Raw genomic sequence first — 5,236 nt, 5'->3', positions numbered from 1 at the left:
AGTTAACGAGATGAAAAAGCTGGGAAAAGAGTACAGTAATATGGTCATGGTGGCATGACCATATTACTGGGGATCCCTCAACCCTGTGGGAGAGGGTTGGGGTGAGGGCACCAGGCCGCACCATCCCCTAAACCGCACAATCCATCACCCAACAATCCCCCATCCTTCACAATCATTGGTTATTATTGTTTCCGGAAAAATAATCACTTAACTAATGATTTCTGAAACCCATGACAAAAACATCTCAGGGGCTTAGCCCCGCGCTTATTCTTTTAATGTCCGTGGCAACGGGTCTGGCGGTCGCCAGTAACTACTACGCTCAACCTCTGCTCGATACCATCGCCCGGGCGTTTAACCTTTCTGCCAGCTCGGCAGGCTTTATTGTCACCGCCGCGCAGCTCGGCTATGCCGCCGGGTTGCTGTTCCTGGTGCCGCTCGGCGACATGTTTGAGCGCCGGATGCTGATTGTCTCCATGACCCTGCTGGCCGCAGGCGGCATGCTGATCACCGCCAGCAGCCACTCTTTAACAATGATGATTATCGGCACCGCGCTGACGGGTCTGTTCTCCGTGGTGGCGCAAATTCTGGTTCCACTGGCCGCCACCCTCGCCGCACCGGAAAAGCGCGGCAAAGTGGTGGGCACTATCATGAGCGGCCTGCTGCTGGGGATACTGCTGGCACGTACCGTAGCAGGTCTGCTGGCCAGCCTTGGCGGCTGGCGTACCGTCTACTGGGTGGCAAGCGTGCTGATGGTGGTGATGGCGCTCGCGCTCTGGCGCGGCTTGCCGAAGGTGAGGCAGGAAAATCACCTGAACTATCCTCAGCTTCTGGCCTCCGTGTTCAGCCTCTTTACCCGGGATAAACTCCTGCGCACCCGTGCGCTGCTGGGATGTTTCACCTTCGCCAACTTCAGCATCCTATGGACGTCGATGGCCTTTCTGCTGGCTGCACCGCCATTTAACTATTCCGAAGGGGTGATTGGTCTGTTTGGTCTGGCTGGTGCGGCGGGGGCGCTCGGCGCGCGTCCGGCAGGCGGGCTGGCCGATAAGGGCAAATCTCACATGACCACCAGCGCGGGACTGGTGCTGCTTCTGCTCTCCTGGGCGGCCATCTGGTACGGTCATACCTCCGTGCTGGCGCTGATCGTCGGCATTCTGGTGCTCGACCTCACCGTACAGGGAGTGCATATCACTAACCAGACCGTGATTTACCGCGTGAAGCCAGACGCGCGAAACCGTCTTACTGCCGGGTACATGACCAGCTACTTCATCGGCGGTGCTGCAGGCTCGTTAATTTCCGCCTCGGCGTGGCAGCATGGCGGGTGGACAGGCGTGTGCGCGACAGGGGCCGTTGTCGCCGCGCTAAACCTGGTAGTATGGTGGCGTGGATACCATCGTCAGGAAGCCATTCACTAAGTTTTACATAGCTTTGGGCCTCTTAGGGTGTAAAGGGGCCCCTCACTCTGTTAATGTAAACGTAATCATTTATCCCAGAAATTTTAATGTGGGTGACATATTTTCAAACGGCATGAATAGTTCAGACCCCTGTCCTCACATCCTCTCTTCCGCGGGTTCATCCCTCTCTCTTTCTGTGCTCACCGGGTCACGGACTCACCCGGCGCTTTCTGATAGTGACATTAGTTTGGCGGATTTAACCGCACAAATAATTCATTTACATTATTTGTCACTGTCGTTACTATATCGGCTGTAATTAATGAGGTTATGCCCAAATGGATAGTTCGTTTACGCCCATTGAACAAATGCTTAAATTCCGCGCCAGTCGTCATGAGGACTTCCCGTACCAGGAAATCCTGCTGACCCGCCTGTGCATGCACATGCAGGGGAAACTGCTGGATAATCGTAATAAGATGCTGAAAGCTCAGGGGATTAACGAGACGTTATTTATGGCGTTGATTACGCTGGAGTCTCAGGAAAACCACAGTATTCAGCCGTCTGAACTGAGCTGCGCGCTGGGTTCGTCCCGTACGAACGCCACCCGTATCGCTGATGAGCTGGAAAAGCGCGGCTGGATTGAACGCCGTGAAAGCGATAACGACCGCCGTTGCCTGCATCTGCAACTGACCGACAAAGGTCACCAATTCCTGCGTGAGGTGCTGCCACCTCAGCACAACTGCCTGCACAAACTCTGGTCTGTCCTCAGCACAAGCGAGCGCGACCAGCTTGAGCACATCACTCGCAAGCTGCTCACCCGTCTGGATCAGATGGATGAAGATGGCGCCATCCTTGAGGCGCTGCGCTAACGCGACGACACGCTCGAACATCCAGATTTAATAAAAGAAAACTGACAGGCCAGCACGTGACACTGCTGGCCTTTCTGACAACAGGTCGGCTCAGCCGATGTGAAAATAAGAAGATCGTGGAGAACAACAATGAGCGCAAATGCGGAGAACACAACCCCGCAGCAACCGGCCAACAAGAAAGGCAAACGTAAGAGCGCCCTTCTTCTGTTGACCTTGCTCTTTATCATTATTGCCGTGGCATATGGGATCTATTGGTTTTTAGTATTGCGTCATGCAGAAGAGACAGACGACGCATACGTGGCAGGGAATCAGGTACAAATTATGGCGCAGGTGTCGGGCAGCGTGACGAAAGTCTGGGCTGACAATACCGACTTTGTGCAAAAAGGGGATGTGCTGGTCACGCTGGATCCGACCGACGCTCAACAGGCGTTTGAAAAAGCACAGACCGCGCTGGCCTCCAGCGTGCGTCAGACCCGTCAGCTGATGATCAACAGTAAGCAGCTGCAGGCCAACATCGACGTGCAGAAAACCGCACTCGCCCAGGCACAGAGCGACCTGAACCGTCGCGTGCCGCTCGGTACCGCCAATCTGATTGGCCGTGAAGAGCTGCAGCACGCCCGCGATGCCGTTGCCAGCGCCCAGGCGCAGCTGGATGTGGCTATTCAGCAGTACAACGCTAACCAGGCGATGATTCTCGGTACCAGCCTTGAAAACCAGCCTGCGGTACAACAGGCGGCGACCGAAGTGCGTAACGCGTGGCTTGCCCTGCAGCGTACCAAAATCGTCAGCCCGATGACCGGCTACGTCTCCCGTCGTTCCGTACAGCCAGGCGCGCAGATCAGCCCAACCACGCCGCTGATGGCGGTCGTGCCGGCGGACAATCTGTGGGTTGATGCGAACTTCAAAGAGACGCAGCTTGCCCATATGCGTATCGGCCAGACCGCAACTGTTATCAGCGACATTTACGGCGACGACGTGAAGTACACCGGTAAAGTGGTAGGTCTGGATATGGGTACCGGCAGCGCCTTCTCGCTGCTGCCTGCGCAAAACGCCACCGGTAACTGGATCAAAGTGGTGCAGCGTCTGCCTGTGCGTATCGAGCTTGATCCTAAACAGCTGGCAGACCATCCGCTGCGTATTGGCCTCTCCACGCTGGTGACGGTGGATACCGCTAACCGCGACGGCCAAATCCTGGCAAGCCAGGTACGCAGCACCCCGGCTTATGAAAGTAACGCCCGTGAAATTAGCCTCGATCCGGTCAACAAGCTGATCGATGACATCGTGAAGGCAAACGCCGGTTAATCCGAAGGTGAGCGTTATGCAACAGCAAAAGCCGCAAAAACCGCTGGAAGGCGCGCAGCTGGTCATAATGACCATTGCGCTGTCGCTGGCGACATTCATGCAGGTGCTGGACTCCACCATCGCAAACGTGGCAATCCCGACGATCGCCGGGAACCTTGGCTCGTCATTGAGCCAGGGAACCTGGGTCATTACCTCGTTCGGGGTGGCAAACGCCATCTCCATTCCGATTACCGGCTGGCTGGCGAAGCGCGTCGGTGAGGTGAAGTTGTTCCTGTGGTCAACGGTGGCGTTTGTGCTGGCCTCCTGGGCGTGCGGGATGTCCAGCAGCCTGACGATGCTGATTTTCTTCCGCGTCATCCAGGGGATTGTCGCCGGGCCGCTGATCCCCCTTTCGCAAAGTTTGCTGCTGAGTAACTACCCGCCTGCAAAACGCTCCGTCGCGCTGGCGCTGTGGTCAATGACCGTGATCGTCGCGCCTATCTGCGGACCGATTCTCGGCGGGTACATCAGCGATAACTACCACTGGGGCTGGATCTTCTTCATCAACGTTCCGATTGGAGCGGTTGTGGTTCTGATGACGCTGCAATCCTTGCGCGGTCGTGAGACCCGTACCGAACAGCGGCGAATCGACAGCATTGGTCTGGCGCTGCTGATCCTCGGTATCGGCAGTCTGCAGATCATGCTCGACCGGGGTAAGGAGCTGGACTGGTTCAACTCGCAGGAGATCATCATCCTGACCATTGTCGCGGTGGTGTCGCTGAGCTTCCTGATTGTCTGGGAGCTGACCGACGACAACCCGATAGTCGATCTCTCGCTGTTTAAGTCGCGAAATTTCACCATCGGCTGTCTGTGTATCAGCCTCGCCTATATGCTCTACTTCGGCGCGATTGTTCTGCTGCCGCAGCTGCTGCAGGAGGTGTATGGCTATACCGCGACCTGGGCGGGTCTGGCCTCTGCGCCTGTTGGGGTGATCCCGGTGCTGCTGTCGCCGATCATTGGCCGCTTTGCCCATAAGCTCGACATGCGCAGGCTGGTGACCTTCAGCTTCATTATGTATGCGGTGTGCTTCTACTGGCGCGCGTATACCTTTGAACCGGGGATGGACTTTGGCGCCTCTGCGTGGCCGCAGTTTATTCAGGGCTTCGCGGTAGCGTGCTTCTTTATGCCGCTGACCACCATCACGCTGTCTGGCTTACCGCCTGAGCGTCTGGCGGCCGCGTCGAGCCTGTCGAACTTTACCCGTACATTGGCGGGCTCCATCGGGACATCGATCACCACCACGCTGTGGACAAACCGGGAATCGATGCACCATGCGCAGCTGACCGAAGCGGTAAATCCGTACAACCCGAATGCGCAGCAGATGTATAGCCAGCTTCAGGGGATGGGCATGACGGAACAGCAGGCGTCCGGCTGGATTGCCCAGCAGATCACCAACCAGGGGCTGATTATCTCGGCTAACGAGATTTTCTGGATATCCGCGGGGATCTTCATCGTCCTGCTGGGGCTGGTGTGGTTTGCCAGACCGCCGTTTGGTGCCGGCAGTGGAGGGGGTGGCGCGCACTAGTCCTCTGCGTGAAATGCCCGGTGGCGCTTCTGTATGACCGGATACATAGGTGACAGATCAGACCGGGAACATAGGTAACACTTTTAGTCTATCCGGAGCACACTCTCGGT

General features: G+C 56.7%; 4 protein-coding genes. All 4 read left to right on the top strand.

Going from position 1 to position 5,236, the window contains the following annotated elements; all coding sequences use genetic code 11:
* Positions 1–230: 230 nt before the first annotated feature.
* Positions 231–1,415 (top strand): MFS transporter, encoded by a 1,185-nt coding sequence (locus AX755_RS19330; protein ID WP_062857267.1) that lies wholly within the window; start codon positions 231–233, stop codon positions 1,413–1,415.
* A gap of 314 nt (positions 1,416–1,729) precedes the next feature.
* A complete protein-coding gene (gene mprA, locus AX755_RS19325; RefSeq protein WP_013098427.1) occupies positions 1,730–2,260 on the top strand; it encodes a transcriptional repressor MprA in 531 nt (176 codons plus the stop codon).
* Between the two features lie 129 nt (positions 2,261–2,389).
* On the top strand, positions 2,390–3,562 hold the full coding sequence (gene emrA, locus AX755_RS19320) for a multidrug efflux MFS transporter periplasmic adaptor subunit EmrA (protein ID WP_013098428.1): 1,173 nt from the start codon (positions 2,390–2,392) through the stop codon (positions 3,560–3,562).
* Between the two features lie 16 nt (positions 3,563–3,578).
* Positions 3,579–5,126: a multidrug efflux MFS transporter permease subunit EmrB gene (gene emrB / locus AX755_RS19315; protein ID WP_062857266.1), complete on the top strand. Its 1,548-nt coding sequence runs from the start codon at positions 3,579–3,581 to the stop codon at positions 5,124–5,126.
* Positions 5,127–5,236 lie beyond the last annotated feature (110 nt).

Origin of the sequence: Enterobacter sp. SENG-6, from assembly GCF_001605945.1 — a bacterium.
Lineage (GTDB): Bacteria > Pseudomonadota > Gammaproteobacteria > Enterobacterales > Enterobacteriaceae > Enterobacter > Enterobacter cloacae.
The sequence above is the reverse complement of the archived record's forward strand: the minus strand, read 5'-3'. Positions and strand labels throughout refer to the sequence as shown.